This window comes from Levilactobacillus acidifarinae DSM 19394 = JCM 15949, from assembly GCF_001434835.1.
Taxonomy (GTDB): domain Bacteria; phylum Bacillota; class Bacilli; order Lactobacillales; family Lactobacillaceae; genus Levilactobacillus; species Levilactobacillus acidifarinae.
The window spans coordinates 125,679-149,424 of record NZ_AZDV01000006.1 but is presented as its reverse complement, the minus strand read 5'-3'; the positions used below and the strand labels follow the sequence as shown (position 1 = coordinate 149,424).

The following is a 23,746-nucleotide window of genomic DNA, read 5'->3' as shown; positions in this document are numbered from 1 at the left end:
AGCGATAAAACATAGCTTTTAAGAGTTAGCTGCTAATGAAATCTCAGGGTAAAGATTTAGATTTCAGGTGGTACATACCAAAGATTTGTGTTAACGTGTGTATTGAGGAATGAAACCGATTTCTCCACCCCGCGATGGATAATTCAAGGAGGTGCTCTCATGAGCGAGGCAGTAACTAGTCCCCATCCAGAGACTGAAGAACCCAAAGGCGAAATGATTAATGACTCATCTCGTCACATCCCAATGAGCCAAAAGATTGCTTACGGGTTTGGGGACTTCGGTAACGGGTTCATGTTTGACTTAGGTCAAGCATACCTGACGAAGTTCTGGATTGATGCGTGTGGTATTGGTGCCGGTGCGGTTGCCGGAATCTTCGCCTTTACTAAGATTTTCGATGCGTTTATGGATCCAATCGCCGGTTCGGTAATTGATAACCGGAAGAAGATCGGTAAGGCTGGTAAATTCCGACCAGTCATGATGATTTCAGCTATTATTCTCGGGATTATGACAGTCGTTACCTTCACGATGCCTAGTGGGCTGAGTGGAACGCAAAAGATCATCTACGCATACGCTGCTTACATGATCTGGGGTTTGGTTTATTCATTCACTAACGACCCTTATGGTTCGTTAGCATCCGTTATGTCCCGGAACTCCCAAGACCGGAGTTTCATGGCAACGTCTCGGCAGGTTGGTTCCGTTGGGGCCCAATTCATCGCCGGGGTTGCGTTCATTCCTTTGATGGGAATTATCGCTAACGGGAATACCGGGGTCAAAGAAGAACACGGTTACTTCTGGGCAGCCGCCGTCTTCGCCGTTATCGGGGTCCTGATGTTCGCTGTTTGTTACTTCGGGACGCGTGAAAACGTTAAGGTTCACCGGAATACCGGTGCCGATGCCGAAAAGGAAGGGTTCAAAGATTACATCAAAGTTATCTTCAAGAACGGTCCTTTAGGTGCCTTGATTCTGATGACGTTGTTCACGATCTCCGCCATGAACACCAACAACCAAATGATGGTGTTCTACGCACAATACAACTTGGGTAACATTGGTTTACAGCCAATCATCAACGCGATTATGATGGGTTGCTCCATCGTCGGGGTCTTCATGATTCCTACGTTGACTAAGCACTTTGGACAAAAGCGGACTGCAATGTGGAGCTTCGTTATCGGGGCTGTTGCTAACATCGCGAACTTCTTCTTGCCACAAAATGTCATCGCTTTCATCGTCTTAGTTACCATCGGTTACACGGCTTTAGCCATTCCTAACGGGATTACTTGGGCCATGGTTTCCAACGCCATTGACTATGGTGAATGGCGTTCTGGGACTCGGAAGGAAGCCATTACGTACGCGGCTTTCAACTTCTCCCGGAAGATTGCGCAATCCTTAGCCGCTTTGGTTAGTGCCGGGGTTCTGGCCTTAACCGGTTACGTGGCTAACGCTCATCAAACTGCCGGTGCCTTACGGGGTATCAAGGCTGCGATGACGCTTTACCCAGGCTTCTGTCTGTTAGTTGCCGCCGTTGTCATTGGCTTCCTATACAAGCTGGACGAAAAGCGGTTTGCTGAAATTGCTGACGACTTGGATCATGGTCGTTGGGAAGGCGGAAAGCTGAAAGGTAACATCAAGTAACAGTGAGTTTCATCATTAATTCGGGTTTATGTTCCTTAAAACTAGGTACTTACAACTATATTGGAGGCAATATTGATGGATTTACAAAAATTAGTTTCAGACGTCCATGAAATCTTAGCCGCAAACGGCGACTACTCAAACCTGTCAGACAAAGACATTTACGTGAACTCAATCCAAGTTGACGTTCGTAACGTGTACTTTGACTTACACGAAACGGTTAACAAGCAAACGGTCAAGAGCTTAGTCGTTTACGAAGACCGCGACGATGTTAAGGACTTCGACGCCCGCGAAAGCATTGCTGATGACGACAAGACGTTGATCGTCGGTGATTTGAACGAACAAAACTGGCACGCTTTGACGAAGCGCTTCAACTGGTTGAAGCCAACTTCTCGTCACGGCCACAAGTACACCTTTGGTTTAGGTGACCGCTTAGGCTTAGCTTCTAACGCTCACTTACGTTTGTTCAAGGGCCGCGGCATCATGCCTGTTCTGGCTCAACAATCCATCCGTGAACTTCTCTTGACGAACCGGACTGAAACCGACGTTCTGTTGGATGCCGGCTGGGCCGTCTTCGACGAAGGCTTCACCACTGGCTGGGCCGATGATGGTGACCACGTTAAGAACCCTCACGAAGTTGACTACGCCATCAAGGCTGGTTGCACGATGATCACCCTTGACTCCACTGAAAAGATTCACAACGAAATCGCCGACTTAACTGACGACCAATTGGATGCTAAGTACAACGCTTTGGACGATGACCTGGTTAAGTACTTCAACGATACTTACTTGGACAAGACGTTCAAGATCAACGACAACGCTTCCGTTCACTTCAGCAAGAAGGACGTTGAACAATCCGTCTTAATCTTTAACGGTGCCGTTCAATACGCCATCTTCATCTACCACAAGTTCATCAAGCCTTACAACTTGGACTTCGAAATTTCGATGGATGAAGCCATCGTCCCAACCACGCCAGCTAACCACTACTTCTTTGCGAACGAATTACATGAAGCCGGCATCACCCCTGAAACCATTGCACCACGGTTCTACGGTGAATTCCAGAAGGCCATTGACTACATTGGTGACGTTAAGCGCTTCGAAGCCGAATTCGTTATTCATGAAGCCATTGCGGAACACTTCGGCTACAAGTTGAGTATCCACTCTGGTTCCGATAAGCTTTCCGTTTACGAAATCATCGGTCGTTTGTCCAACAAGCACGGCTGGCACGTTAAGACTGCCGGGACTAACTGGTTGGAAGCTCTGCGGGTCATTGCCCACGCCGATCCAAAACTGATGCAAGAAATCTACAAGTTCTCTTACGAAAACTTGGACGATGTCGCAGCCTTCTACGTCTTCAACGCCCAAACCGATGGCAAGGCACCAAAGCCAGAAACCATCAACGACAGCAATGTCATGACGTTGTTACAAGATGACGACGCTCGTCAGGTTCTGCACACCATGTACGGTTCCATCTTGAACTACCAGAAGAGCTACCGTTACGTCTTCCGTGACAAGTTCTTCAAGATCTTGAAGGAAAACCAAGCTCAATACGACAAGTACTTGATTGCCCACATTGCCCAACACATTGACTTACTCCAAGGTAAGGCCAAGACGAAGGCTGAAGTCCAAGCTAAGTACGAACCAAAAGACTAATTCTGAAGACGTCTTAAAGGAGGACAACACCCATGGATTTGCTTGATGACGATTTCTTACTCGGCAATGATATGGCGAAGAAGTTGTTTAATGATTACGCTAAAGACATGCCAATCATTGACTTCCACTGCCACTTGAACCCAGTAGAAATTTACGAAAACAAAAACTACCCGAACATTACGCGGATTTGGTTGAACGAAGGCACTTACGGGGACCACTACAAGTGGCGCCTGATGCGTGCTAACGGTGTCCCTGAAGAATTGATCACTGGTGACGGCGATGACTATGACAAGTTCATGGCTTGGGCTGGCACGATCGAACAATCAATGGGGAACCCGTTGTACGAATGGACCCACTTGGAATTGAAGCGTTTCTTCCACATCGACGAAGTCTTCAACCGTAAGACGGCGCCAGAAATTTGGAAGAAAGCCAACGCTTTACTCCAAACGGACGACTTCAAGCCTCGTAACTTGATCAAGAACATGAACGTCAAGGCGGTCTGCACCACGGACGACCCTGCCGACGACTTACACTACCACAAGATGTTGAAGGAAACTGAAGCTGAAAACGGCTTCCGGACCTTACCAGCGATGCGGCCAGATAAGTTGATCCAAATTGATCGGGACGGTTATGCGGACTACTTGAAGAAGTTGAGTGACGTCTCTGGCGTCAAGATCAACGGCTTCAAGGACATCATGGCAGCGGTTAAGCAACGGTTTAGCTTCTTTAACGACATGGGCGGTCGTTTGTCCGACCACTCCTTATTGACCTACCACTTTGTTGAGGCTTCAGACAGCGAGCTGGATGCCATTGTCAACAAAGGGATCAATAACCAAGACCTCACGCCAAAGGAATTAGACCAATACATCACCATGTTGTTGGAAAACTTGATGGTCTTCAACAAGGAATTCGACTGGACCATGCAATTCCACATCAACTCCATCCGGGACCTCAACCGGCCGATGTTTAAGAAGTTGGGTGCCGACACTGGGTACGATGCGGTTGGGACGCAACCAGACATTGCTGGTGAAATCCAAAAGCTTTACACCAAGATGCGCGACACCAACGACATTCCAAAGACCATCTTCTACTCCTTGAACGACAACGATTGGATGCAATTAGCAACCATGATGGGCTCGTTCCAAGAAGGCGGCAAGCAACGCTTACAATTAGGTGCTGGCTGGTGGTTCAACGATACTGCCGAAGGAATGGACAACCAATTACGGATTTTCGCCCAAGAAAGTCTGTTACCAAACTTCGTCGGGATGTTAACCGACTCACGGAGTTTCTTATCCTACCCTCGTCACGAATACTTCCGTCGGGTACTTTGCAACTTCTACGGTAACTTAGTTGAACAAGGCCGGGTACCAAACGACGAAGCTACGTTAGGGAAGATCGTTCAAGACATTTCCTACAACAACGCCTACAACTTCTTTGGTTTCTTCCCAGATAAGACGCCAGATGAGTTATTTAACACAAGTTATTCAACCAGTAAGTAATTACTGATAAAATACACTTCCTAAATTTCTCGCACGACTGCTTAGTGGTCGTGCGAGATTTTTTGGGATTATAAGAGTGTGATCCCAGGCGGTTAGTCGGCGAGCATTAACGTCATTGGGGTGATTATCCGGGGCTTGGATAATTACCCCAATGGGGTTAAGCGGAACCGGCTGCCTGGGTGAACACGTTTCACCAGGACAACGGCCAGACGTCACATTGGCTAAGTCTTAGGCTGTTCGTTGACCGCCACACAAAATAATTGAGTCTAGTCCCAATCAGTGATTGAAAATAGCGTTTTCTTGTATCACCATAGACGTATAAGGCTATCCGGTCGTGTACCGGGTGGACATTTAAATTTGGTGTTTGGTAGGAGGAGTTTCAAATGAATCAAAATCCTTTAAATATTCTGCACACCATCGGGCTGAAAGAACTTTACCCGATTATTCGGTGCCAAATTAAACTGACCGGTCAGCTGGACGTTGATCGGTTCCGCCGGGCGGTAACCTTGTCCGCTAAGGTCGTGCCCGAACTCTTTTGTAAATACAATCTAGCCGATAATAGCTGGACGCCCGTGGTGGACGACGCCACGACCATGGTAACCGTGGTCGATCAGCTCACGCCGGAACTGGATGCCAATCCCGATTGGTTTAACCAGCCGCAACTGCGGATCTTCATTGAACCCGGTGAAACCACGACACTGGTCTTGACCATGAGCCACATTTTGACCGATGGGAGTGGGTTCAAACAGTACCTTTACCTGTTGAGTGATTGCTATAACCGGGGCGTGGCGGCCGTTAAGGACGTTCATAACACCGTTGAGTTGGACTGGCTCAAGGCGCTATTGAAGACGCACCCGGCCCCGAAGCAGGGCAAGGACGTCGACCATCCAGTCCACGCATTGGGGTTGCCCCGACTAGCAGCGGCTACGGCTGAGCGGAAAGCTCACGTCAGCGGGGTGCGGTTGAGTGCGGTCCTGACCAAGCAACTCCTGCACGCGACTCACGACCAACACGTGACGGTCAACGACGTACTGATGGCGACGTTTGGTAAGACCATCCAGGCTTACGCGCCGGAAGTCACGGATATTGCGATTGCTTGCCCGACGGATATGCGGCAAAGCATTGAACACGACCAGGCCCAGTTGCGAATCGCGAACCACACGGCCCGGTACAATCCCGCTATTCCGGCGCCTTTGGCCGAACCGATTCGCGAATCCGTGCAGAAAATGCACGCGGGAATGGCGACGCTTAAGGAACGCGACCAGTTCTTAGATTCCGTGCGGTCGCTGATGGCCCAATACGAGCACGAAAGTATCGAGCAATTACAGCAAATCGTCGAAGCCAACTATCACGTGCGGCCAATTGGTTACACCAATTTTGGCATCATCGACGATCAACGGCTACGGTTAGACGACACCGAAATCACGGACGTTTTGATGACGGGGTCCTTCCGGTTTGCCCCGATGTATCAGATTGCCTGCAGCACGTTTAAGGGCCAATTGACCTTAGGCTTCAACATGGTGGGAACCGACCAAGAAGTGCAGTTTGGTCGTGACCTCGCCAAGGCTATGGCTGGCCGGATCGAAGATTTCATCGATCCCCAAACGGCGACGACTCAGACGTTATAACTTAAAATGGTGCGCTTCCCAGTCGGGAGGCGCACCATTTTAATTAGGATTTAAAGGCGGTGTTAGCTGGCCGGCCGGTAATGTCGAGGTGCGCCTGCAGAAAGGCGTAGGCGGCCTGCACCGGTTGAGGAATGTCGACGTGGGCGATGTAGTCCTGGCCGTTGGGACCGTAACCGTTGGTATCATCGGTCAAGCGTGGTAATTCGCCCATGAGTAGCGTGATGTAGTCGTGCATGGTCCACATGCCAAAAATCGGTTTGGTGAAGCCTAATTGGCCGTTCCACACCTGAACGTGGACCTGGTAGGCCGCGAAATTGACCAGTTGGGTGTCCGGGGCAACCTTTTGAAAACAAGCGGCCATCCGTCGTTGCATGGTGGCGTCTTGGATGATACCCAGGCGTTTGACAGGGATGTCGTGGGCCTTGAGCACGGCTAAACTATTGGCGACGTTACTACCACAGTTGGTCGATTCGGTTTCGAGTAAGTCGATGTGATCAACGTACGTATACTCCAAGTAGCGCTGGTGCATCAAGGCTTCGCTGGGGTCACCCAGAAAATCAAAGCCCCGGTTAGACAGTTGCGCCTGCAGGGTCGGCGTGGTGTGCCCGCGACCACCGGCAATCAGGTAATGAGTCGCGGCCTGATGGGCCATGGCCTCGTGAAAGACCGAGTCGCCAGCCAGGATACTCCCGCCGAACAAAATCACGGCGTCTAGTGGCTCGGTGAGCGTTGTGCGGGACAGTTCAGAGACGTCGCGGGGCCCCAGATAGTCGGCGAGGACGTTGAGGGCGTCGGCGATGGCGGTTAAATTTTCAGACATTTGGATTCCTCCGTTCGTAATACTTCTAGTGTAAGCCGTTTCACGACCAGAAGAAACCATAAAAATAGCCACCGTGGATGGGGGTCCACGGTGGCTAGGGTTTTATCAATTAAAGGGTAAGCTTACTTTAAAACTTGGGATTGCTTTTGAACCAAAGCCGTGTAAGCAGATGAGAAGGAATGGTTAGCAACGGCAGGGTTCGAGTTGGAAGCGGCGAAAGCTTGGGTGCTAACGAAGGCTCCGGAAACAACAACAGCAACAACAACGATCAGTGCAATAACTTTAGATAAACGCATTTTATAAACATGTCCTTTCAGCTCAAATGGCTTTAACTTTTTTAAGTTCCGTGTTTTCAACATTTGTTAACGTGAACATCATAATTCTTTCAGAAAATTAAATCAAGAACTAATTGGTCATGTAAAGGATTACATTTAAAATTATTTCGTGTAACCGGTTTATTTCAAGGATTTAGGGGGTAGTTTACCCTGTAGTTATAAATGAAAACGGCCTCTTTCACTTTCAAAAAATGGTAGGGCAAAACTCGGACGGAGGACAGCCAATTATGAAAACGCTTAATTTAATAAGATTAACCAAAATGTGACCGGTAAACCTGAGTCATCGCGGAAAACTGGTACGCTAAGAAAGGAGAGGGGGATGCAATCATGTCAAAACGAATTTGGTGGGGGAGTCTGGTAGGAATCGGCTTATTGTTGGTTGGGGGATGGCTGGTCCTGCACCGCTCACCGGTAGGCTATCAGGCGCAGCGAACGATTCAAACCGGACAGTTACGGGCAACCACGTTTGCATTAGTCAGTAGCGCCGAGAACTCGACGACGGCGTATCAGCGGCAGTACCGTTACATCCAAGATATTGGGGATGGTCGGGGATACACCGCGGGAATCATTGGGTTTACGACGGGTAATGGGGATTTACGCCAAGTGGTGCTGCGCTACCGACAGTTACGACCAAACAACGGCTTGAACCAGTTCCTGCCGGCCTTGAGGCGGGTGCAAGGAACGGCCAGTCATCGGGGGCTGGGCCGGCCATTCGTACACGCTTGGCGGCGTGCCGCGACGGACCAGCGCTTTGTACGGGCCCAAAATGACATTTTGAATCAGCAGTACATGTACCCGGCGTTACGGGCTGCCCGGCACGACGATCTGGGCCCGTTGGGACAATATATTTACTATGACGCCTTGGTGGTCCACGGTCCCGGTAACGATGCGGCCAGTTTTGGCGGAATTCGGCGGCGGGCTCGGCGCTTAGCGCAAACGCCGGCCCAGGGTGGAGATCCCGCCACCTACCTACGAGCCTTTTTGCGGGTCCGACAGGGCGTCATGCGACAGGAAGCCGCGCATCACGACCTGTCGCGCTTGACCACCCAGCGCCAATTGATTCGCCAACGCAACTTTGCTTTGCGGCGGCCCCTGGCATGGACGATGTATGGTGATCATTACCGGTTACCGGCATAAGTCCGAACTCTAGGTGCCAGCGGCCCGAACCATCTCCCCAAAACAGCTAATTGATCACGACAGCAAAGGGACGTCACCGAATCAGTGACGTCCCTTTGCTGTAAATTAAGGTTGACTTAACAATCGTGAAAATCTAATGATTAGTCGGTTAAATTAAAGGAAATATCGAGCGCCTGAACACTATTGGTCAGGTAGCCCAACGAGATGAAGTCCACGCCGGTGCCCGCATAGCTTGGCAATTTGGCGGGGGTAATCCCCCCGGACGCTTCGACTTGGATGGTCGGGGGCACCAGTTGGCGCCACTCCCGAACCGTCTTAGGCGATTGATTATCGAACATGATCATGTCGACGCGACTGGTGATGGCCAGTTGTAACTGGTCGAGGGTGGCCACTTCGACTTCAATCAGCTTGGTGGGCCCGATGAGTTGTCGTAAGCGGCGAACCATGGCGGGAAGATCGGTGATTAACCGCCAGTGGTTGTCCTTGAGCATCACGGCATCGTACAGGCCCATGCGATGATTGAGGCCGCCACCACACTGCACGGCGTACTTATCGAATAGGCGTAGGCCGGGTGTCGTCTTCCGGGTGTCCAGAATCCCGATGGATGGGTCGTTCAACGTGGTCACGGCGAGATGGGTCGCCGTGGCGATGCCACTCATGCGTTGCATCAGGTTGAGTGCCACCCGTTCACCGGCTAATAGGGTGGTCGCCGGACCGGTCGCATGACCAACCACGGTCCCGGCTTGAACGAGGGTTCCGTCGGGCACCGTTGGGGTGTAAGTTGCTTGGGGACTTAATAGCGCGTAAATCGCAGCGGGGACACACTGACCCACTAACAAGCCAGCTCGTTTGGCAAGAAAATCACCGTGAACGAGCTGGGGGGCTAGTCCGCTAGTGCTTAAATCCCCGGTCGCCAGGTCCTCTTCCAGAAAAGTTGCCAGTAATTCAGTGAGTCGTTTCGGACTTAACGTCATGGTCGGTGGCCTCCTTTGGCAGGGCCATGGTATCGACCACGCCCACGGCTAACAAGAGCGCGCCGAAGACTAGCAGGACCACGAACAGGCCTAAAACGGTACTAATGGAAAATTTCAATTGAATCAGAAGACCAACTAGGTACGGGCCAATCGTGGCCCCCACCCGGCCAATCGACTGGGCGGTCCCCATCCCGGTTCCCCGAATGGCTTGGGGAAATTGACCCGGCGTCAAGGCAATTAACGTCCCCCAGGCACCCAGGTCGAAGAACGATAACCAGGCACCGCTGATTAGGATTGCTGAATTACTGGTGGCCATACTGAAGGCTAAAACGCTGACGATGGTGCCACATAAGTAGATTAAGAGGACGGTCTTTTGCCGGAGTTTACCCATTAAGTAGGCGGCTAAGTAATAGCCTGGTAATTGGGCCAGACTCATCAGCAGGGTGTAGTTGAAACTATGGACGATGGGGAATCCCCGTAAGACTAGGATACTGGGTAACCACAGGAACATTCCGTAGTAGGTCAGCATCACGATGAACCACAGGGCACTCAGGAGTAGCGTTTGCTGACGGTATTCCGGTTGCCACAAAACCTTATAGGAAAGCTTGGTCATGGGCTTGACCGGCGTATCAGGTAGGTGCTTGCGTAAAGGTAGGGCGTACAGGACGGTTAACGCGGTGATCAGAACGGTCCAACGCCATCCAATCACGGGCATGGCACCAAAGGCCAATACGGAGGCCAGGATCCACCCGATGGCCCAGAAACTATCGGCCATGACTAACATCCGCGAGCGTTGGGTGCCATGATAGCTATCGGCAACCAACGTGGCGGCCACGGGCAGTTCGCCCCCGAGACCGATCCCCGTGATGAAGCGGATCAGGATGAAGATGGTCACGTTGGGCGCTAGTGTTAACGCCAGATTCCCACACGAGAACAGGGCTAAGGTGTAGATGAGCACCTTCTTACGGCCGATGCGGTCGGCTAGGTAGCCACAGATCAGCGCCCCGATGATCATCCCCACGGACGTGGCGGCCCCCACGGTTCCCAATTGCACGGGCGATAGTTGCCACTCGGTCTTTAACAGCGGCATGATAAACGAGAGGATGGCGACGTCCATGGCATCAAAGAGCCAGGCGGTCCCCACCACAAACAATAGGTGATACTTTGACTTCGACATAAAAATCCTCCCCAGAATTATAATAAAAGTAATATTGACCTTTATTCAATTAAAATAAAAGTAAAAACCACTTTTATTTAACTTAGGCCTAAATATAGGCGGATTCTACGCGTTTGTCAAGGGAAGATAGTTTAATCGGTAAAGGGTTGCCGGCCGCCCCGCGCGTTTGGCGGTGGTGGTGCCGACGGCGGTAAACAACTGCCGGTGGTTCTTCTTGAAGTTCGAATTATCCAGGGCGCTGAGTGGTCGCCGTAAGAAGGTGGCGAAGACGGTACGGGCCTCGCGTAACGTAAAGGTGGGCCCCAACGTCAGGAGAATGTTGGGTTGATAGTCGAGCTTGTTGCGGATCCGGTGGCTAGCGACGGCAATCATCCAGTCGTGATCGAAGGCTAGCTGGGTGGCTGGCGCGACGGTTTTAGGCGCCCGGGCCGCGTAGTAGGTGGCTTGGTCGGTCGCGGGGGTGGTGAAGGTCGCCGGTCCGTTTTGAAGCTGGTAGGCGGTGGTCGTGGCACTGAATTGGAACCACTTAGCGGCACTCGCGCCGTTACCTGGCGTTAGCGGCGGCATTTCCGGTAAGAAGGTCATATAGGCTAGGGCCACGCCCCGCGGACCGGGCGTGCGTTGTGGTTGGGTGAAGGTGGTCAATTGTTCGGTGTGCAGGCGGTCTAGCGCCAGACCAATTTTTTCGCGGACCAGACGCAGGGCCGCCGCATCGGCACTTTCATCGGTCCGCATGGTGGTTTCGGGAAGCGCCCAGTGCGTCTTAAAGGGGGCCTGGTCCCGTTTTAATAGGAGTAGGTTGACGTGTTGGGTGGTGCGGTCAAAGCTCCAGATGAGGTTGGTGATGGTAATGGTGGGTGCGGTCAAGGGCCGCCACCTCCTTTCAGGTCTATTTTACTGTACCTGACACTAAAAAGCCCACCCTAAATGGGGTGAGCTAGTGGTGCCACTTAATGTGTAAGATGATACGGACGAAGAAGTTTGTCACGATGGAAATCAGCAAGGAACAGGTGAGGACCACGGCCAGTAACGTCATGACCACGGCCACGCCCTGTAACCAGCCGGCGGCACCGTCGATGAGGGTCCAAGCGGCGGTCACGACCATGATGAGGACGATAAAACCGATGAGTCCCATCTGGGAATTAGCGAAATCGGCGCGACTGAGGTCGAACCCGCCCACGCTGATGTTCATCGCCAATAGGCCCATGAGTAACCAATGCCACCATTGATCGTGGGCGCCCACCACGACCTCTCTGAGTCCTTCCCAGTGCAAGTTTAAGGGTTGACTGACGACCGTGACGAGGCCACTAAAAAGGTCGGGGAGTAACCATGCCGTTAACCCCAGTAGCACTAGGCTACAGCCGAAGATGGGGGCAATCCCGATGAACAGATTCCCCGTACTTTGGTACCAGCTACGTTGGTTCCAGGTATGGTTGACGTAGCCCAAAGCCAAGTCCTTGTCCCCGTTAGCGGTTTGTTGGTGGGGATGTGGACGTTTTAGCAGGCGAAACTTGGTGATGTGGTGACCGAAGAGCAGGGCCACGATGAGGTGACTGAGTTCATGGAAGAAGATCCCGATAAAACCCAGGTAGAGTTCGCTATTGACGCCAAACCCGTTGGCCAGGTATTGCTTGGTGTTGCGGTTCACGCCGGTTAAAAGGGCAATAAAGGCACCTGGTAAGACCAGCAACCAAAACACGATTAAGGCGAGATTCTTCACGAGTAATGCGTAATCGACGGTCATCGGTTACTCCAAAATGTCGGTGAAGGTGCCGTGGACCAACCCGGCTAAATCGTCGGCGTTGACTTCGACCGACCGACCAATCTGCCCGGAAGAGACCAGAATCTGGCCCTGTTCGTGGGCCGTGTTGTCGAGAAAAATCGGAAACTGCTTCTTTTCCCAGATCCCGACGGGGGTGTTGGCGCCGTGTTCGTAACCGGTGGTCTTGACGAGATTCTTCAGGGGGATCATGTCGACTTTTTTGTTACCGGAGGCTTTGGCGAGTTTCTTCTCGTCGAGGTGTTCATCGATGGGCAAAACGCCGACTAACGGACCGGTGACGTTGCCACTGAGGACTAAGGTCTTGTAGATGTGGTGTTCGTCAACGGCGGCGTGATCCACTTCCATCTGGGCGGTATCGCCGTCCATGTGGGTCGCAAACTCGTATTGTTGATAAGCAACTTTATTTTTATCCAGAATCTGTTCGACAAGTGTTTTATGGAGACGTTTTGATTTTTTCTTTTTGGACATGGGGAATACCTGATTGACGGAAATAACGTTCCGTCCCTTTCTTAATGATGGGGTACTGGGAGCGGACAATTAGTCGAATAGTGCCCAGTACGATAATCTTTATAATTGGACCGCACTTTAAAATAAACTGGGACGGTCAATTTTTATGAAAAAGCAGACACCCTTGACAAAACCTGCTATACTTTACACCAGTGAAGCGTCTAGTGAATGAGTAATGAGGAGATATCATGGCAGATTTAGTTTATCGACAGGTCATGCGCGATTTAAAGCAGCGGATCCACCAAAATGAATTTCCCAATAAGCGGTTGCCCGATGAGCGGAGCCTTAGCGAAGCTTATGGTGTCAGTCGTAGCTCGGTGAAGCGGGCGTTGAGTATTCTGGCTAATCAAGGCATCATCTTTAAAAAACGGGGTTCCGGTACCTTTATAAACCCATTATATATGAAAAACCAAACAATTTTTCAATATGAGGGCTCAAATTTGGGAATTACTGATAGTATGCAGTCGGCTGGTAATACGCCCGGTATCCGGTTACTGGGATTCAACGTGGTACCGGCCAGCAAAGAAATCCAACAGGACCTCTTTTTATCTCCGGGTGATTTCGTCTATGAGATCAAACGGTTGCGGCTGTTCAATGATCAGCCCTTTATGATTGAAACGGGGTACATTCCGATCAAGATTGCCCCGAATTTGTCTCAACAGACCGTGGCGAGTTCCATCTTTAATTACCTGGAAAGTCAGGGGAAGGTGGTCACGAAGTCGTTCATGTCAATTCAGGCGGCGCCGTCCACGGCGGATGACCAGGACCTGCTAAAGTTGAAGCCGGTCGAACCGGTGGGCATCATGGAAGGCATCTTCTTCCTAGATGACGGGACGCCGTTTGAGGTCTCGAACATGCGGTTGCATTACCGGTATTTGAACTATAACACCTTTGTGTCGTTGGATGAAGAATAGAGTGCGTTTTAGCGCGGGTAGTCAACGAGCATTAACGTCAAAAAGGCCAACATCCTGATTCTGGATGCTGGCCTTTTTGGGGTTAAGCGGAGTTGGCTGCGCTAAAACGCACGTTTCGGAAGCTGCAGATGGCGTGGCCGTATAAGTACCGTGGGGGTTAAGCGGAACCGACTGCCTGTGGGAGCACGTTTCGGAAGCTGCAAGTAACGTCGCCTTAAGAATACCAAGGGGTTAAGCGGCCGCCTTACTCCTCAAAAAAAGCAGACTCAACGATCAGGATCAAGCCAACTCGGTTTGGTCCTTTTTTAAGTGGTCTATAACTGGTAATAGTTGTGCATAACGATATATGTAGACCATCAACAAAATTGGTATAGTTGTTACCCGGCGTAGCTAACGAAAAATAACGAATTCCAAGGGTAGTTTGTCGCGTTTTCCCCGATTTCTTGGGATAATAACCTTGTCAGCAACTGGTGGTTCTGCTTTTATTTAAATTGGACCGTATCAATTTATAAAAAGGTTGACTTTTTCTCAAAACACGGTATTATAGGAATTGTAAAAAGCGTCCCGGGATTTATACGAGATAAATTTTACGACATTTTCTATCAACTAGAGATGCAGTTACGATTTCAAAGAAGGAGTGTTAATTACATGGCAGCAAATACAAACTTCGACTCCAAGGCTTACTTGGAAGGCGTTGACAAGTACTGGCGCGCAGCTAATTACCTTTCTGTAGGTCAATTATTCTTGCGTGACAACCCGCTGTTAAAGCGCGACTTAACTTCTGACGATGTCAAAATTAAGCCTATTGGGCACTGGGGAACCATCGTTTCTCAAAACTTTATCTATGCTCACTTGAACCGGGTCATCAAGAAGTACAACTTGAACATGTTCTATATTGAAGGTTCAGGTCACGGTGGCCAAGTTATGGTGTCTAACTCATATCTCGATGGTAGCTACAGTGAAATTTATCCAAACATCTCGCAGGACGAAGAAGGTTTGAAGCGTTTATTCAAACAATTCTCCTTCCCAGGTGGTGTGGCTTCCCATGCTGCCCCTGAAACGCCAGGTTCTATCCATGAAGGTGGGGAACTTGGTTACAGCTTGTCTCACGGGACTGGTGCTATCTTAGATAACCCAGACGTGATCGCCGCCGTTGAAATCGGTGACGGGGAATCCGAAACTGGTCCATTGGCCGCTTCATGGTTCTCTGACAAGTTCATTAACCCAATCAAAGATGGTGCGGTTCTGCCAATCATCAACATGAACGGGTTCAAGATTTCTAACCCAACGATTCTTTCTCGCATGAGCGACAAGGAATTGACCGAATACTTTACTGGGATGGGTTGGGAACCTCACTTCGTTGAAATCGACGAAAACGATACCGACATTATGCGGGTTTCCGAAGACATGGCTAAGACCATGGACGAAGCCATTGAAAAGATTAAGGCTATCCAAAAGAACGCGCGGGAAAACAACGACGAAACGTTGCCTAACTGGCCAATGATCGTCTTCCGTTCCCCTAAGGGCTGGACTGGTCCTAAGCATGACCTGGATGGTAACCCAATCGAAGGGTCCTTCCGGGCTCACCAAGTGCCAATTCCAGTTGCCGCTGGTGACATGGAACACGCCGACTTACTGATTAACTGGTTGAAGTCTTACAAGCCAGAAGAACTCTTTAACGAAGACGGTTCTGTGAAGGAAGACGTCCGTGACATGGCCCCTAAGGGTGACCAACGGATGGCTATGAACCCAATCACGAACGGTGGGATCAAGCCAGAACCATTGAAGATGCCTGACTACAAGAAGTTTGCCGTGGACGTTAAGGAACACGGTAAGACGATTGCCCAAGACATGTTAGTCTGGTCTGACTACCTGGCTGAAATGATGAAGTTGAATCCAAACAACTTCCGTGGCTTTGGTCCTGACGAAACCAAGTCTAACCGGCTCTACGCTGCGTTGGATTACGGGAAGCGTCAATGGATGGAAGACATCCACGAACCAAATGACGAAAACATGGCCCACGAAGGCCGGATCATCGATTCACAATTGTCTGAACACCAAGCTGAAGGTTGGTTGGAAGGTTACGTTCTGACTGGTCGTCACGGGTTCTTCGCCACTTACGAATCCTTTGGCCGGGTCGTTGACTCCATGTTGACGCAACACATGAAGTGGTTGCGTAAGGCGGGCGAACAATCATGGCGTCATGATTACCCATCCTTGAACTTTGTCGACACCTCGACTGTGTTCCAACAAGACCACAACGGTTACACTCACCAAGACCCAGGTATGTTGACGCACTTGGCTGAAAAGAAGCCGGAATTAATCCGTGAATACTTGCCAGCCGATGCCAACACCTTGTTAGCCGTTGGGAACGTGGCCTTCCAGAGTCGCAGCAAGATCAACTTGATTGTGACCTCCAAGCACCCACGTCCACAATGGTTCACGATTGATGAAGCCACGAACCTGGTTAACAACGGGTTAGGCTACATCGACTGGGCTTCGACCGACCAAGGTCAAGAACCAGACATCGTCTTTGCCGCTGCTGGTACCGAACCAACTTGGGAATCCTTAGCTGCGATTTCCCTGTTGCACGACGAATTCCCAGAAATGAAGATCCGCTTTATCAACGTGGTCGACATTCTGAAGTTACGTTCGCCTAAGTTGGACCCACGGGCAATCTCTGACGAAGAATTCGATCGTCTGTTCACGACCGACAAGCCAGTTATCTTTGCATGGCACGGCTTCGAAGACATGATCAAGGGTCTGTTCTTCGACCGTCACAACCACAACTTACACGTTCATGGTTACCGTGAAAACGGTGATATCACCACGCCATTTGACATGCGGGTTCTTAACCAGTTGGATCGCTTCGACTTGGCTAAGGAAGCTGTTAATGACATCCCAGAATACGCTGTTAAGGGCGCTTACTTCGTTCAACGGATGGATGACATGGTGGCTAAGCACACGGCTTACATTCGTGAGGTCGGGACTGACTTACCAGAAGTTAACAACTGGGAATGGAAGCCTTTGAAGTAATCTGCGGATTACCGCGTAGGTGACTGGACCACTAAACTCTGATTAATTGAAGACGCGTTGTGCCACTCGTAAGGGTGGGGCAACGCGTCTTTTTGGTATTTAGGGGGTTAAGCAAAATATAATTTATTCACAATGATTCCGCTTACATTTTTGGGAAAATGCTGAAAATAACTTGGCTGGGTTCCCGTCAGACGGGGCTTGATGACCTCTCAGCTGATTACCGCTAACCTTTCATAAATCATGATGATGAAACTTATTTACACACTTTTGACTTGATTTTTGAACAAAGTCCCAGTATACTTTCGATATTGATAAAACGTTATCTAATTCACAAACAATTACGGAGGGCTTAAATATGTCGAAAAAAGTTGCGTTAGTGACCGGTGCCGGTCAAGGAATTGGGGAAGCCATCGCTAAGCGGTTGGCCAACGATGGGTTTGCCGTTTCATTAGTTGGTCGTCACTTGGATAAGGTGCAACGCGTGGCCGATGAAATCATCAAGGCCGGTGGGGAAGCCCTGGCCTTGAAGGCCGACGTCGCCAAGCGCGACGAAGTCTTTGCTGCCGTGGATGCGACCAGCGAAAAGTTCGGCGACTTTAACGTCATCGTGAACAACGCCGGCTTAGGCCCAACCACGCCAATCGACACGATTACGCCCGAAGACTTCGAATGGGTCTACTCCGTCAACGTTGGGGGCGTTCTGTGGGGCACGCAAGCCGCACACCAAGCCTTCAAGAAGTTCGGTCATGGTGGGAAGATCATCAACGCGACGTCACAAGCCGGCGTGGTGGGGAACCCGAACCTGGCCCTGTACAGTGGGACTAAGTTTGCCATCCGGGGAATTACCCAAACCACGGCCCGCGACTTGGCCGAAGAAGGCATCACGGTTAACGCCTTTGCCCCGGGTATCGTCAAGACGCCAATGATGTACGACATCGCCCATGAAGTTGGCCAAAACGCCGGCAAGAGCGACGAATGGGGTATGGAAACCTTCTCCAAGGACATCGCCATGAAGCGCCTGTCCGAACCAGAAGACGTGGCCAACGCCGTTGCCTTCTTAGCGGGCAAGGATTCCAACTACGTCACCGGTCAAACGTTGATCGTTGACGGTGGGATGCAATTCCAATAAAAATCAGCTAAACAAGTAAGAGCCTTCGGGATGGTTTAACCGTCCTGGAGGTTTTTTTGCGACAATGATAATTTTTGTATGCACAATTGATGCACATTTTGTGGGATGTTGGTATAATTCCAATTGAAAGAGGTGAGTCGGCCATGCAAGAACCGAAAAGAGCCAGAATTATTTTACGAACCGATTCAGAATTAAAGGAAGATGCTCAAGCGACCTTTGAGGAAATGGGATTATCCCTGTCTCAAGGAATTCAATTGTATTTGCGTGAAGTGGTAGCAACTGGGAAAATTCCTTTTGAAATTCAAACAAAAGCTGCACGACTAGCTGCTGAAGCGGATGAAGCAGAAACACAAGCGAAGGAAGGTAAGCGGCGGGTGTATACGGTTACCGAGTACAAAGATTACTTAAAACGGTTAGAAGAGGAATCCACACATGGGTAGTCAAGAAAAGGCATGGCGGATTATTACCACTGCTAGGTATGATCGGCAATTGGCCAAGTTGGCTAGAAAACACTATTCAATCACAAAGATTGGAGAAGCAATTGATCATATCATTGCTGATGACCATGATATTTTGATTACTCAGTATCACTTACACTACCTCACAGGAGATAAAAAGGGTATTAGTGAAATTCACTTAGAAGATGATTGGCTGTTGGAATATAAAATTAAGCATAATGTACTTTTGCTTACTTTGTTAGAAACGGGCAGCCATCAGCAACTTTTGGGCAAATAGCAGATAAATTTTGTAAAGACCTTCCAGACAATTAGATTGATTGTCTGGAAGATTTTGCGTTTTAACAAAATAATTAGTCTTCGCCCGATGTGCGCCAAATTGTGACATCCCCACTTCGTATAATACCTTTAATGGTTGCGACCAGATTACATATTTTAAGAATGGAGTGTTTAGAGTGAAGCAACGGGGATTTAAATTAGGACGTCGTTTTTTGGCGTTAGTCGCGGTAAGTTTGGGTGTTGTGACGGCGGGACTGTTCGTCGGGACGACCACGGCTTCGGCGAAAACGACTATCACACCGAGTTATGCGTTCTTCCCATCCAAGACGATCACATATAACATCTCGACGTCTTCGAAGGCTTACCGGAGTATTTGGAAGCAAGCGGTCAAGGCTTGGTCCAAGAACGGGACGGTAACGTTTAAGGCCACGACTAAGAAAAAAGCGATGATGCAATTGGAAGCGGCCCGGCATTTGAACTATAAGGAACCAGGTAATCTTTATTATAAGGGCGATACGATCCTGAATCAGGATACCGGCGAGACCCTCAAGGTATTTAAGCAGGTCGACGGTAAGTTAGACATGGATTATCTGGCGAAGCATAAGCTATCTCGGACTAAAAAAGTTGCGACGGCTGTTCGTCTGATGGGCTTCATGGTGGGTTTGAATAGTTCGAATAACAGTAAGAGCGTGATGGGCGGGCTTCACACGTCCTTAGCGAAGGTTGACAAGCAAGGAGTCGCTTACGCTTATCGACTCGTGAATTAAGGCGAGTAGTTAATAAAACGGTCATCAGGTTAGGAACTAGGCTGACTTGCTGGCCGTTTTTGACTGCCGTGAAATGAATGCCTAGAGGGGAAACTAATTAGACAATTTATGGATGAACAAGCCAATCGGCATGATTAAGACAAGGAATCGATTCAATTATAAAAAGTTTAATTTGAAACTCGTTCACGCTAAATTATGTCAGGGGGGTCCGATATAATGAATCCTGACCGTTGAGTTAATCATTGAGAAATCAACGGTTAACAGATTCATAAGGAGGATACATACATGAAAAAATGGCTTAAAGCAAGTTTATTGATGATGATGGGGATCGGGTTACTAGCCGGTGCATCGACCAACGCCCACGCTGCTAGCAAGGCCCAGGTCGTTTCAACGACCAAGGTGGCCAAGCAGGCCACCATCAAGCGTCACGGTAAGCAGGCCGTCTACAAGTACGTTACGGCTAAAAAGGTTAAAGGCTGGATTAACCAATCTAGTTTGCAGACCGGTAAGGTGACGGTCAAGTCTGCTAAGTTCAACGTGGACGCCGCCAATCAGGCCTTCTTAGCCGAGGTAAACCAGTATCGCCATCAGCACGGTACCGCGGCGATTCAACTTGATAGCCAGTATCAAGCCTTAGCCATGCAGCGGGCTAAGGAACTCTATCAATTGGGTTTCGAACAATACAACGCCCAGGATCAGCCCTACGCCCAGCTGGATGCCAAGCAACTGGGTATCAGTTTTCAGCCTAACGCTTGTCCAACCTGCCTTTACGGCAATGGGCCCATCAGTGAAAGTATTTCGTCAGACTACGCGACGAAAGCCAACCAGGCCAAGGTCGCCGCTAAGGTCGGTAAAGCCCAAGCCAAGGATCTCCTGTACAAGTCCGTTGAAGGCAGCTGGGATAACCGGGAAAACCTGGTGCGTCCTAATTCGACTAAGATGGGAATTGGCTGGTTCGAACATGGTGGGGACATCTACCTAGCCGTTAACGCTGAAGTGACCCCGTTAGCGGATCAAGCCGACGATCTAGATTAAAGAAGCGACTGAATTTTTCCAAATAAAAACGGCGCCATCATCTTCAATTCACCGAAGATGACGGGGCCGTTTTGACGTTAAAATAATGAGACAATCAATTCCAGGTTCAACGCGGTAATGACGCCCGCTAGCGCGTAACCCACCCACTGGGTCACCCGCCGGTTCACGTGGCCGCCCATCAACTCACCGTCACTGGTCAGGCGAACCAACGGGAAGAGGGTTAACGGTAGCGCAATACTCAACGCGATTTGGGCGTAAACGATCAGTTGTTCAAACGCCGCATCGCTGAAACCCACCAGAAAGCCGATAATTAGAATCGGCACCAGGGTGACCGCTCGGGTCAACAGGCGTCGTTCCCAGAGGGGCAAGCGAATGTGCAGGTAACCCTCCATCACGATTTGCCCGGACAGGGTGCTGGTGATCGACGAGATCAGGCCGGTGATCAAGAGGGCGAACGCGAATAACCAGCCCATCAACGGACTAGCCAACTTCCCGACGACCGCCGAATTTTGCAGGCCGTAGAACACGTCCTGTAGGCTTGCCAAGTTCTTGGTGGTGTGCCAGAACAGCGTACCACCCAGGATGAGTAACAGTGCGTTGATTAACAACGCCGCGACCAAATGGACGTTAGAGTCCCAACGGGCAAAACGTAACGCCTCGTTGATCTGTTGCGGGTCGTTGTGGTCGTACCGGCGACTCTGCGCTAGTGAGGAGTGCAAATAAATATTGTGGGGCATGATGGTCGCCCCCATGATGCCCAGGCTTAAGACCAGCTCGGCGTGGTTGGTGAATAACGACGACGTGGGAACTAATCCCTGGGCAATCGCGCCCACGGCCGGGTGCGCGCGAATGACCTCTAACCCGAAGATGATGCCGACCGTTAGAATCGCCAGCAACACGATCATTTCGATTCGCCGAATCCCGAAGCGCAGGAACAAGAGGACCACCAAGACGTCGAGAATCGTCAGTAAGATGCCGTAGAGCAGGGGTAAACCGAATAATAACTTTAACGCGATGGCGGTTCCGATGACGCCGGTCATGTCGGTAGCCATCATCGCCAGTTCGTTGAGTAGCCACAACGTGATCCGCCCGCCCACGGGGATGCGTTCCGCCACGGCCTGGGCCAGGTCGCGTTGGGTGACGACTCCCAATTTAATCGAGAGTGTCTGCATGAACATCGCGACCACGATGGACAGCCACAGGACCGCTAATAACGTGTAGCGGAACTGGCTGCCACCGGCTAATGACGTTAGCCAGTTACCGGGGTCCATGTAGCCCACGGCCACCAGGGCGCCGGGGCCGCTGTAGGCCAGAAACTTCTGGAAGAAGTGGGTGTCGTAAACGCTAGGCACCAGCACGCTTTGGTTGATCTCATCGAGACTGGGGCGGTGGTTAGGTTCGTTGGATTGCGGCATCGCCGAGGCCTCCTTGGTCCGCCTTGACGGCGAGGTCGGCCAGAAATTGGCTGAAGGCCGGGTCAGCGTTCATGGGTGGCACCAGGTCGAGGGTGTCGCCACCGGTGGCTCGGAACGTTTGATAATTCTGCACGCCGTCTTCTTCTAGGGTTTCCAGACAGTCCGAAACAAAGGACGGGGTGACTAGCAACACGCGACGTTTTCCTAGTTCGACCAGTTGCATGAGTTCGTTTTTCAGATAGGGTTTTAACCACGGTGCCGGGCCGAACTTCGACTGGTAGGCCGTGGTGATTTGCTCGTGGGGAATTTCCGGCACGTACGTTAATACGCCGGCCGTGGTCGCCGCACACTGTTGCGCGTAGGGGTCACCGTGGCGCACCATGCTCTTAGGAATCCCGTGATAGCTGAAGACGATGGCGTCGTAATCGTGTTTGAGCCAGGCCGTTTGCAGTTTAGTCGCCAGTAATTTCAGGTAAGCGGGTTCCTGATAGAAGTGTTTCACGATGGTGATGGGCACCTGCGCCGCCTCGGCCGCCTCGATGATGGTCTGGTGCGTACTTTGGGTGTACTGCGGGTAGAGGGGGACCACGATGGTGTGATCACAACCATCCTGAGCCATGGCTTGTAGCGTCGCGGTGATGTGCGGTCCGCCGTAGGTCATGGCGTAACGCACGTCCCAGTCGGGTAAAATGGTCTGAACCTGCTGGGTCATGAGCTGGGTGTAGGCGACCAGCGGTGAACCACTGGTGGTCCAGATATGTTGGTAGAAAGTCGCGGAACGCCACGAGCGTAACGGTAAAATGATGCCTCGCAACAGGGGCTGCCAGAACCATTTAGGGAGCTCGATGACGTTTTGATCGCTTAAAAATTCGCGTAAGTAGGTTTTGACCGCTGGCGTATCGGGCGCGGTCGGTGATCCCAGGTTAACTAACAGTAAACCGGTCTTCATATATGTAGGCTCCTTCTAAAATCCAGTCCTCACGAGGCCGCGGGGACTGGTTGACTAAGCGATAACCGTCTTGATTTAAGAATTGAACGATTTCGTGAGTGGTGTGTGGGAACAACGCTGCTCCCAGAATTCTAAGATTGCGGTGCGCTGAGCCCGACAGCGACCAGCTTAACTTGATAACTAGCGGCGGGGGCGTGAACCGTCACGATGTCCCCCACGTGCTGGCCCATGATGGCCTTGCCTAACGGGGAAACTTGAGTTGTTTTTCCCGCAGCCAGGTCGGCCTCGGCCGTTCCCACGGCCTGGTAGGTCACGGTATCGTGGTCGTCCAGAAATTCGAGGGTGACCCACTTACCCAGTTCGACGACTTGATCGGCACTGGGTGTGACGATACGGGCGTATTGGAGTTCCTTGTTGAGAAAACGTAGCCGGCTTTCCAGGTGACGCAGGTCACGTTTAGCGGCGCTGTACTCCGCATTCTCGGAGAGGTCGCCGTGTGCCCGGGCCTCCGCTAGACTAGCAATCTTATGTGGTCGGTCGGCCTCCAGGGCCGCAATTTCTTGTTCGATTTGGTGGTACCCCGCCGCTGTGATGGGGTTAAAGTCTCGTTGGTTGGCCATTTTCGACA

The 23,746-nt window shown here is 50.7% G+C and carries 22 protein-coding genes; 12 read left to right on the top strand and 10 right to left on the bottom strand.

Annotation, left to right across the window (positions count from 1 at the left end):
• The first annotated feature begins 159 nt into the window (after nt 1–159).
• From FD25_RS05345 to FD25_RS05330, 4 genes are all read left to right on the top strand, one after another.
• Nucleotides 160–1,629 carry a glycoside-pentoside-hexuronide (GPH):cation symporter gene (locus FD25_RS05345; protein WP_057802101.1) on the top strand — a complete coding sequence of 490 codons (1,470 nt, stop codon included), beginning with the start codon at nt 160–162 and terminating at the stop codon, nt 1,627–1,629.
• A 75-nt stretch (nt 1,630–1,704) separates the two neighbouring features.
• Nucleotides 1,705–3,279: a tagaturonate epimerase family protein gene (locus tag FD25_RS05340; RefSeq protein ID WP_057802099.1), complete on the top strand. Its 1,575-nt coding sequence runs from the start codon at nt 1,705–1,707 to the stop codon at nt 3,277–3,279.
• 32 nt (nt 3,280–3,311) lie between these two features.
• A complete protein-coding gene (gene uxaC / locus FD25_RS05335; protein WP_057802097.1) occupies nt 3,312–4,778 on the top strand; it encodes a glucuronate isomerase in 1,467 nt (488 codons plus the stop codon).
• A gap of 383 nt (nt 4,779–5,161) precedes the next feature.
• Nucleotides 5,162–6,406 carry a hypothetical protein gene (locus FD25_RS05330; RefSeq protein ID WP_057802095.1) on the top strand — a complete coding sequence of 415 codons (1,245 nt, stop codon included), beginning with the start codon at nt 5,162–5,164 and terminating at the stop codon, nt 6,404–6,406.
• A gap of 43 nt (nt 6,407–6,449) precedes the next feature.
• Here the strand turns inward: FD25_RS05330 and FD25_RS05325 are convergent, their stop codons facing one another.
• Together FD25_RS05325 and FD25_RS14050 are read right to left on the bottom strand one after the other, a co-directional pair.
• Nucleotides 6,450–7,226, bottom strand: coding sequence for a YdcF family protein (locus FD25_RS05325; RefSeq protein WP_057802094.1), 777 nt, complete (start codon nt 7,224–7,226; stop codon nt 6,450–6,452).
• A gap of 122 nt (nt 7,227–7,348) precedes the next feature.
• On the bottom strand, nt 7,349–7,582 hold the full coding sequence (locus FD25_RS14050) for a hypothetical protein (RefSeq protein ID WP_235807916.1): 234 nt from the start codon (nt 7,580–7,582) through the stop codon (nt 7,349–7,351).
• 306 nt (nt 7,583–7,888) lie between these two features.
• On the opposite strand from FD25_RS14050, the gene FD25_RS05320 reads away from it, so the two are divergent.
• A complete protein-coding gene (locus tag FD25_RS05320) occupies nt 7,889–8,698 on the top strand; it encodes a chitosanase (RefSeq protein ID WP_057802092.1) in 810 nt (269 codons plus the stop codon).
• A 140-nt stretch (nt 8,699–8,838) separates the two neighbouring features.
• Here the strand turns inward: FD25_RS05320 and nadC are convergent, their stop codons facing one another.
• The 5 genes from nadC to ybaK all read right to left on the bottom strand — a co-directional run bounded on the left by nadC (nt 8,839) and on the right by ybaK (nt 13,100).
• Complete coding sequence (gene nadC / locus FD25_RS05315; protein WP_057802090.1) at nt 8,839–9,672, bottom strand: carboxylating nicotinate-nucleotide diphosphorylase; 834 nt, start codon at nt 9,670–9,672, stop codon at nt 8,839–8,841.
• Nucleotides 9,644–10,849, bottom strand: a complete 1,206-nt coding sequence (locus FD25_RS05310) for an MFS transporter (RefSeq protein WP_057802088.1) — start codon at nt 10,847–10,849, stop codon at nt 9,644–9,646. The genes nadC and FD25_RS05310 overlap by 29 nt, the downstream gene beginning before the upstream one ends.
• A gap of 105 nt (nt 10,850–10,954) precedes the next feature.
• Nucleotides 10,955–11,716, bottom strand: coding sequence for an NUDIX hydrolase (locus FD25_RS05305; RefSeq protein ID WP_057802086.1), 762 nt, complete (start codon nt 11,714–11,716; stop codon nt 10,955–10,957).
• Nucleotides 11,717–11,786: 70 nt separating this feature from the next.
• Nucleotides 11,787–12,593, bottom strand: a complete 807-nt coding sequence (locus FD25_RS05300) for a hypothetical protein (protein WP_057802083.1) — start codon at nt 12,591–12,593, stop codon at nt 11,787–11,789.
• A gap of 3 nt (nt 12,594–12,596) precedes the next feature.
• The gene (gene ybaK, locus FD25_RS05295; protein WP_057802081.1) at nt 12,597–13,100 is read right to left on the bottom strand and encodes a Cys-tRNA(Pro) deacylase; all 504 of its coding nucleotides are present in this window, start codon (nt 13,098–13,100) and stop codon (nt 12,597–12,599) included.
• A gap of 227 nt (nt 13,101–13,327) precedes the next feature.
• Between ybaK and FD25_RS05290 the strand changes: the two genes are divergently transcribed.
• The 7 genes from FD25_RS05290 (at nt 13,328) to FD25_RS05260 (ending at nt 20,754) form a co-directional block, all read left to right on the top strand.
• The gene (locus tag FD25_RS05290; protein ID WP_057802079.1) at nt 13,328–14,053 is read left to right on the top strand and encodes a GntR family transcriptional regulator; all 726 of its coding nucleotides are present in this window, start codon (nt 13,328–13,330) and stop codon (nt 14,051–14,053) included.
• Between the two features lie 648 nt (nt 14,054–14,701).
• Nucleotides 14,702–17,089: a phosphoketolase family protein gene (locus FD25_RS05285; RefSeq protein WP_057802077.1), complete on the top strand. Its 2,388-nt coding sequence runs from the start codon at nt 14,702–14,704 to the stop codon at nt 17,087–17,089.
• 355 nt (nt 17,090–17,444) lie between these two features.
• Complete coding sequence (locus tag FD25_RS05280) at nt 17,445–18,218, top strand: (S)-acetoin forming diacetyl reductase (RefSeq protein ID WP_057802075.1); 774 nt, start codon at nt 17,445–17,447, stop codon at nt 18,216–18,218.
• Nucleotides 18,219–18,361: 143 nt separating this feature from the next.
• Nucleotides 18,362–18,658: a type II toxin-antitoxin system RelB/DinJ family antitoxin gene (locus FD25_RS05275; RefSeq protein ID WP_057802073.1), complete on the top strand. Its 297-nt coding sequence runs from the start codon at nt 18,362–18,364 to the stop codon at nt 18,656–18,658.
• Nucleotides 18,651–18,953 (top strand): type II toxin-antitoxin system RelE/ParE family toxin, encoded by a 303-nt coding sequence (locus FD25_RS05270; RefSeq protein WP_057802071.1) that lies wholly within the window; start codon nt 18,651–18,653, stop codon nt 18,951–18,953. Before FD25_RS05275 ends, FD25_RS05270 begins: the two co-directional genes overlap by 8 nt.
• A gap of 175 nt (nt 18,954–19,128) precedes the next feature.
• Nucleotides 19,129–19,719, top strand: a complete 591-nt coding sequence (locus FD25_RS05265; RefSeq protein ID WP_057802069.1) for a hypothetical protein — start codon at nt 19,129–19,131, stop codon at nt 19,717–19,719.
• Between the two features lie 285 nt (nt 19,720–20,004).
• Nucleotides 20,005–20,754: a CAP domain-containing protein gene (locus FD25_RS05260; RefSeq protein WP_057802068.1), complete on the top strand. Its 750-nt coding sequence runs from the start codon at nt 20,005–20,007 to the stop codon at nt 20,752–20,754.
• A gap of 77 nt (nt 20,755–20,831) precedes the next feature.
• Here FD25_RS05260 and FD25_RS05255 read toward each other — a convergent pair whose 3' ends face one another.
• From FD25_RS05255 to greA, 3 genes are all read right to left on the bottom strand, one after another.
• Complete coding sequence (locus FD25_RS05255) at nt 20,832–22,169, bottom strand: Nramp family divalent metal transporter (RefSeq protein ID WP_057802066.1); 1,338 nt, start codon at nt 22,167–22,169, stop codon at nt 20,832–20,834.
• Nucleotides 22,147–23,118, bottom strand: coding sequence for a ferrochelatase (gene hemH, locus FD25_RS05250; RefSeq protein ID WP_057802064.1), 972 nt, complete (start codon nt 23,116–23,118; stop codon nt 22,147–22,149). Before hemH ends, FD25_RS05255 begins: the two co-directional genes overlap by 23 nt.
• Nucleotides 23,119–23,249: 131 nt before the next feature.
• Nucleotides 23,250–23,738: a transcription elongation factor GreA gene (gene greA, locus FD25_RS05245; protein ID WP_057802062.1), complete on the bottom strand. Its 489-nt coding sequence runs from the start codon at nt 23,736–23,738 to the stop codon at nt 23,250–23,252.
• Nucleotides 23,739–23,746 lie beyond the last annotated feature (8 nt).

Bases quoted from the DNA above. Each gene is read 5' to 3' on its own strand.
- FD25_RS05345 (WP_057802101.1), top strand. From the start codon at position 160: ATGAGCGAGGCAGTAACTAGTCCCCATCCAGAGACTGAAGAACCCAAA.
- FD25_RS05340 (WP_057802099.1), top strand. From the start codon at position 1,705: ATGGATTTACAAAAATTAGTTTCAGACGTCCATGAAATCTTAGCCGCA.
- uxaC (WP_057802097.1), top strand. From the start codon at position 3,312: ATGGATTTGCTTGATGACGATTTCTTACTCGGCAATGATATGGCGAAG.
- FD25_RS05330 (WP_057802095.1), top strand. From the start codon at position 5,162: ATGAATCAAAATCCTTTAAATATTCTGCACACCATCGGGCTGAAAGAA.
- FD25_RS05325 (WP_057802094.1), bottom strand. From the start codon at position 7,226: ATGTCTGAAAATTTAACCGCCATCGCCGACGCCCTCAACGTCCTCGCC.
- FD25_RS05320 (WP_057802092.1), top strand. From the start codon at position 7,889: ATGTCAAAACGAATTTGGTGGGGGAGTCTGGTAGGAATCGGCTTATTG.
- nadC (WP_057802090.1), bottom strand. From the start codon at position 9,672: ATGACGTTAAGTCCGAAACGACTCACTGAATTACTGGCAACTTTTCTG.
- FD25_RS05310 (WP_057802088.1), bottom strand. From the start codon at position 10,849: ATGTCGAAGTCAAAGTATCACCTATTGTTTGTGGTGGGGACCGCCTGG.
- FD25_RS05300 (WP_057802083.1), bottom strand. From the start codon at position 12,593: ATGACCGTCGATTACGCATTACTCGTGAAGAATCTCGCCTTAATCGTG.
- ybaK (WP_057802081.1), bottom strand. From the start codon at position 13,100: ATGTCCAAAAAGAAAAAATCAAAACGTCTCCATAAAACACTTGTCGAA.
- FD25_RS05290 (WP_057802079.1), top strand. From the start codon at position 13,328: ATGGCAGATTTAGTTTATCGACAGGTCATGCGCGATTTAAAGCAGCGG.
- FD25_RS05285 (WP_057802077.1), top strand. From the start codon at position 14,702: ATGGCAGCAAATACAAACTTCGACTCCAAGGCTTACTTGGAAGGCGTT.
- FD25_RS05280 (WP_057802075.1), top strand. From the start codon at position 17,445: ATGTCGAAAAAAGTTGCGTTAGTGACCGGTGCCGGTCAAGGAATTGGG.
- FD25_RS05275 (WP_057802073.1), top strand. From the start codon at position 18,362: ATGCAAGAACCGAAAAGAGCCAGAATTATTTTACGAACCGATTCAGAA.
- FD25_RS05270 (WP_057802071.1), top strand. From the start codon at position 18,651: ATGGGTAGTCAAGAAAAGGCATGGCGGATTATTACCACTGCTAGGTAT.
- FD25_RS05260 (WP_057802068.1), top strand. From the start codon at position 20,005: ATGAAAAAATGGCTTAAAGCAAGTTTATTGATGATGATGGGGATCGGG.
- FD25_RS05255 (WP_057802066.1), bottom strand. From the start codon at position 22,169: ATGCCGCAATCCAACGAACCTAACCACCGCCCCAGTCTCGATGAGATC.
- hemH (WP_057802064.1), bottom strand. From the start codon at position 23,118: ATGAAGACCGGTTTACTGTTAGTTAACCTGGGATCACCGACCGCGCCC.
- greA (WP_057802062.1), bottom strand. From the start codon at position 23,738: ATGGCCAACCAACGAGACTTTAACCCCATCACAGCGGCGGGGTACCAC.